Below are 4,532 nucleotides of genomic sequence, written 5' to 3' on the forward strand. Positions count from 1 at the left end.
AGATCCTGCCGAAGCAGTTAAGTTAGAAGATGTTACATTTACAGAAAATGCAGTGCTATTATTAGAACGAGAAACAGTAAAAACTGCTGAAGTATTACCACCTAAAGTACCTTCCAATAGGCTAACATCATTAATAGATAGCTGAGTGGTAGTAATGTTAGAAGGAGCAAAATTAAAGTTATCTATTGCAAGATAATTTACAGAACCAGAAACACTAAAAGAAATGCTAATCAAAGGAATATTATCAAATGGAGTTCCAGTAAAATTAACAGTTTCAAATCCATTTAAACCTGTAGGAGATATACTTGCCGAATGAGAAACAGTATTGATGCCATCTTCTTTTAAACCCGTAAAAGTAACTGTACAGGCAGTTGCAGGAAAAGAATTTCCCGAATTGAGCGAAGACCATAAATCTACACTTAACATTTTAAAGGTCTTTCCTGCAGTCGTCACTTCAATTGATCCTTGATTTCCCGTTGCATACGGAGCTTTCGAATCTAAAAAGCCGAATGAACTACCAGAACCAATTGCTGAGACCGTTTTTGAAATCCCCAGTTTACCAGTACTCTGGAAATTCACGCCACCTTCTGTGAATGTATTAGCGAGATTTGTTTCATCCTCAAAGGTTTCTATGAAACTATCGTCATTTAAAATCGTAATAATTGCTGAACCCGAGCTAATGGTACCACCTGTGGGATTAGAAAGCGTCATATTAATCGTTTCATTCGGTTCTAAAGTTACATCTCCGTTGATGGTTACATTTACAGTTTGTGACAAAGAACCAATCGGGAAATTAACGGTAGTTAATGGTACTGCCACGTAATCTGAACCTGCAGTAGCGGTACCGTTTGATGATTGAATCTGAACTGAACCTGCCAAAGTTCCAAGAGATCTTGTAATAGTATAGGTATTTACTGTTGTTCCAGCATTTCCTTCAGAAAAATTAGCATTTGCTATTGCATAAGTATTAGTTACTGGTACTGTCGTTGTGAAATTCACATGATCAATCTCCAGATATACCAAACCATTTCCCCCACCCAAGCCATCTCCATCAACAGTATTAAAAGTTAGACTTTGAAAATATAAACCATCTAAAGGTGTTCCTATAAAATTAAGTCCGTTTACAATACCATTTGCATCTATAGTTTGGCCGCTTCCAAGAGCACCACCATTAGAATTAATAGTAATATTTGCCATTAAAGTATTTACCTGTCCACAAGGTATGCCTGAAACGGTTATTGAACCATTCATAGGTATTGCTCCTCCACTAGAATTACTTACATAAGCAGCAAATGAATTTATTTTATAACAGGCACCTGGGTTTAAACTATTATTTATTGCAATGTTAGCAGAATTACTGGTCGCCGGCGAATTAGTGATTAACTCCAAAAATTTCGAACTTCCGCCATAACCATAAGGAGCTAGAGTGGTTAGACTAAATGTATGTGTAAAATTAATTGAACTTTCAACAAATGAACCATTGTTCGTTTCTGTTTCAAAGTCTTCAGTGGCTGTAACTTGTGCAAAAGTATTAATCGAAATCAACAAGACTACAAAAAAAGACAGCAAGCTTTTAAGCTTAATATTGATAATTGATAAAGTAAAAATAGTTTTCATAAAATTAATGTTTTTGATATAATTCTTGCTGCTAAATATTTGGTAAGTCTTATTGTGTGAGAAAAAGTTTTAATAAAAAATATATTTTAATAAATCATAAATACCAAGGAGTAATTTTATTATTAAATCTTAATAAATACTCCTTGGCAATCAACAACTTATAATAGAGGCTTTAGTTTCTCGAAGGGTAAACCCCCACCAACGCAATAATATAATTCAAAGCAAGATAAGGCTGCATATTGTTTACAGGTATATTACCTCCAGCTGAGCCAGTTGTAGAGCCCATGGCAACTTGATTTGCAGCTCCAGGTGCATATGGAAGCACAGTACCTCCTCTTGCTGCTGTTCCCAATGAATTAGATGCAGGCGAACCGACAGAAGCGGTATCATTAGAGGCATTCATGCTATGAATATGAGCCGGCAAATTGGCTGTAGTTAATGAACTAGTTTCATTACCACCTCTTTCACCAAGGGAACGTGTAGTTAATCCAGGCCCTGTTCCTTGAGCTATTGGCACTCTACCTCTTAAATCTGGCAAAGCAAAAGTGTTAACGCCATCCCCTCCGTAGGTTGTGCCTAAAATTGAAAACAATGCGGTGTTTGCACTAATCGCTAACAATGCTCCGTCACAATATGCCCAACCTCTGGGTGCGAAATTTCCTCCAAACAATTTGATTTCTGCTATTAATGGGTCCATAATTTTATTTCGTTTTCATGTTATTTAATAATTCTTTAATTTCTGGATGGAAAAATACCCACCAACGCGATAATATAATTTAAAGCAAGATAAGGCTGCATATTGTTTACAGGTATATTACCTCCAACTGAGCCAGTTGTAGAGCCCATTGCAACTTGATTTGCTGCTCCAGGTGCATATGGAAGCACAGTACCTCCTCTTGCTGCTGTTCCCAATGAATTAGATGCAGGCGAACCGACAGAAGCGGTATCATTAGAGGCATTCATGCTATGGGTATGTGCTGGCAAATTGCTGGTAGTTAATGAATTTGTTTCTGTACCACCACGTTGGCCTTCCTGATAGTCACTTAAACCTGGGCCTTGCCTAGGTCCTACTGGTACTCTACCTCTCAAATCTGGTAAAGCAAAAGTGGTTCTACCATCCCCTCCATACATAGTGCCCAATATTGAAAACAGTGCACTATATTGACTAATAGGCAACAATGCTCCGTCACAATATGCCCAGCCTCTGGGTGCAAAATTTCCTCCAAATAATTTAATTTCCGCGATTAATGGTTCCATAATTTTATTTCGTTTTCATGTTATTTAATAATTCCTTAATTTCTTGATGGGAAAATACCTACCAATGCAATAATATAATTTAAAGCAAGATAAGGCTGCATATTATTAAAAGGTATATTTCCTCCAGCTGAGCCAGTTGTAGAGCCCATTGCTACTTGATTCGCGGCTCCAGGTGCATATGGAAGCACAGTACCTCCTCTTGCTGCTGTTCCCAATGAATTAGATGCTGGCGAACCACTAGAAGCGGTATCATTAGAGGCATTCATGCTATGGGTATGAGCCGGTAAATTTGTAACATTTAAAGTGTTGGTTTCTGTACCGCCTCGTTGACCTAGCTGATGGTTAGTTAATCCAGGGCCTGTTCCAGGAGCTATTGGTGCTCTTCCTCTTAAATCTGGCAAAGCAAAAGTGGTTCTGCCATCCCCTCCATAGGTTGTGCCCAAAATTGAAAATAATGCCTGGTTTGAAGCAATTGACAATAATTGTCCATCACAATAAGCCCAGCCTCTGGGTGCAAAATTCCCTCCAAACAATTTGATTTCTGCGATTAAAGGATCCATACTTTTTTTTGTTTAATTGGCTATAAAATTATATTAATATTAAATTCAACATTTGCAAAATTTTCATTTTCTAAACTTGTCTTTGGTAAGACAGGTCCAGATTTAAAATCTGTATTTTGCACGTGATGATTATCTACATAAGTCATTCCTAATGAATCAAAAAACAACTTGGTTTTCAATCCCTTACCTATTGGTGTTTTTATTTCAAAAAACATCCTGTTCATTTTCTTGCGACCATCTTCAAAATACCCTAATGGCTTGTCAGTTATAAAAGAGTATCTACCTAATCCATCAGTCAAAATCTTGCCAAAATACTCGAAAGCGTTTTCGTTATTAGATGAATTACTATGTTTAAACACTATTTCTACATTTCTTAAAGGTTTTAGGTTTTCATCTTTTAACAAGCCCCAAACCTTTAGCTTATTTTGATTCCCTTTGGTAAAAACATTTTTTGAAGGAGAACCTTCCAATGCAAACAATTTAGAATGAAATATTGCATTAATTCCTAAGGTGAATGCAATTGTTTTCTTTACAAATTTTCTACGGCTACTTGTCATTTTAAAATTTTATAATGGTTATCTACTTTTTGAAAACTTCGTTTGTATTCAAATAAATTACCTATTCATACCATTATAAAAAATTATTATTGGCAAAAGTAAAATGTACAATTTTACTATGTATGGGTAAAATTACCTGTTTTAGTATTTTTTAATCTTTTAAATAAAAAACAAATTGAAGTATTAGTCTTTATTTTGGAAGGAAGGCATCACGATTCAATATACTTCTTTACTAAATTCCTAAAAATTCAAAACTTTTTTATTAATTAAAATTTCTTCAGTCTACACAAAAAAAATATTTTGAAGACTAAATCAGAATGCAGAAAGTTTCATGACTATTTCCATTTATTCTGTTAATTCAAAAATACGCAAAATTCAAGCCTGAGGCTAATATTTGCTTGTCTATTTTTTGAATTTGAATTAAAAGTAACTAATAATAGTATAAACAAAAAAATAATTGGAAGTCAATCTCACAAAATAAAAACTTTCATTTTCTAATTTAAACCACTTTAAATCAACCCTTTAACAAGACAGTCCATGG

Annotated in this window: 5 protein-coding genes; all 5 read right to left on the bottom strand. The window is 35.0% G+C overall.

The genetic code is table 11. The features are described 5' to 3' along the window. Positions 1-1,617 (bottom strand): Calx-beta domain-containing protein (locus EGI22_RS14945; protein ID WP_255069271.1); only part of this gene is annotated, 1,617 nt, incomplete at its 3' end. Between the two features lie 172 nt (positions 1,618-1,789). Then, entirely contained in the window at positions 1,790-2,314 is a 525-nt protein-coding gene (locus EGI22_RS14950) for a phage tail protein (RefSeq protein ID WP_255069272.1), read from the bottom strand. A gap of 35 nt (positions 2,315-2,349) precedes the next feature. Then, complete coding sequence (locus EGI22_RS14955) at positions 2,350-2,874, bottom strand: phage tail protein (RefSeq protein ID WP_255069273.1); 525 nt, start codon at positions 2,872-2,874, stop codon at positions 2,350-2,352. A gap of 35 nt (positions 2,875-2,909) precedes the next feature. Continuing rightward, the gene (locus EGI22_RS14960) at positions 2,910-3,434 is read right to left on the bottom strand and encodes a phage tail protein (RefSeq protein ID WP_255069274.1); all 525 of its coding nucleotides are present in this window, start codon (positions 3,432-3,434) and stop codon (positions 2,910-2,912) included. A 20-nt stretch (positions 3,435-3,454) separates the two neighbouring features. Then, positions 3,455-3,991, bottom strand: coding sequence for a hypothetical protein (locus EGI22_RS14965; RefSeq protein ID WP_255069275.1), 537 nt, complete (start codon positions 3,989-3,991; stop codon positions 3,455-3,457). Between the last annotated feature and the right edge of the window lie 541 nt (positions 3,992-4,532).

Origin of the sequence: Lacihabitans sp. LS3-19 (assembly GCF_024343575.1) — a bacterium.
Lineage (GTDB): Bacteria > Bacteroidota > Bacteroidia > Cytophagales > Spirosomataceae > Leadbetterella.